Consider the following 271-nt stretch of genomic DNA (forward strand, 5'->3'; position numbering starts at 1 on the left):
CGAGGGTAAGCGAATCACTTAAAGTGCGTCGTAGTCCGGATTGGAGTCTGCAACTCGACTCCATGAAGTCGGAATCGCTAGTAATCGCGTATCAGAATGACGCGGTGAATACGTTCCCGGGCCTTGTACACACCGCCCGTCACACCATGGGAGTGGGTTGCTCCAGAAGTGGATAGTCTAACTTTCGGGAGGACGTTCACCACGGAGTGATTCATGACTGGGGTGAAGTCGTAACAAGGTAGCCCTAGGGGAACCTGGGGCTGGATCACCT

Annotated in this window: 1 rRNA gene; it reads left to right on the forward strand. The window is 54.2% G+C overall.

The features are described from left to right. Positions 1 to 271: ribosomal RNA gene (locus AUR67_RS07130) — 16S ribosomal RNA — on the forward strand; the annotation flags it as partial.

This window comes from Pseudoalteromonas sp. XI10 (assembly GCF_001469895.1).
In the GTDB taxonomy this organism is placed as follows: Bacteria; Pseudomonadota; Gammaproteobacteria; order Enterobacterales; family Alteromonadaceae; genus Pseudoalteromonas.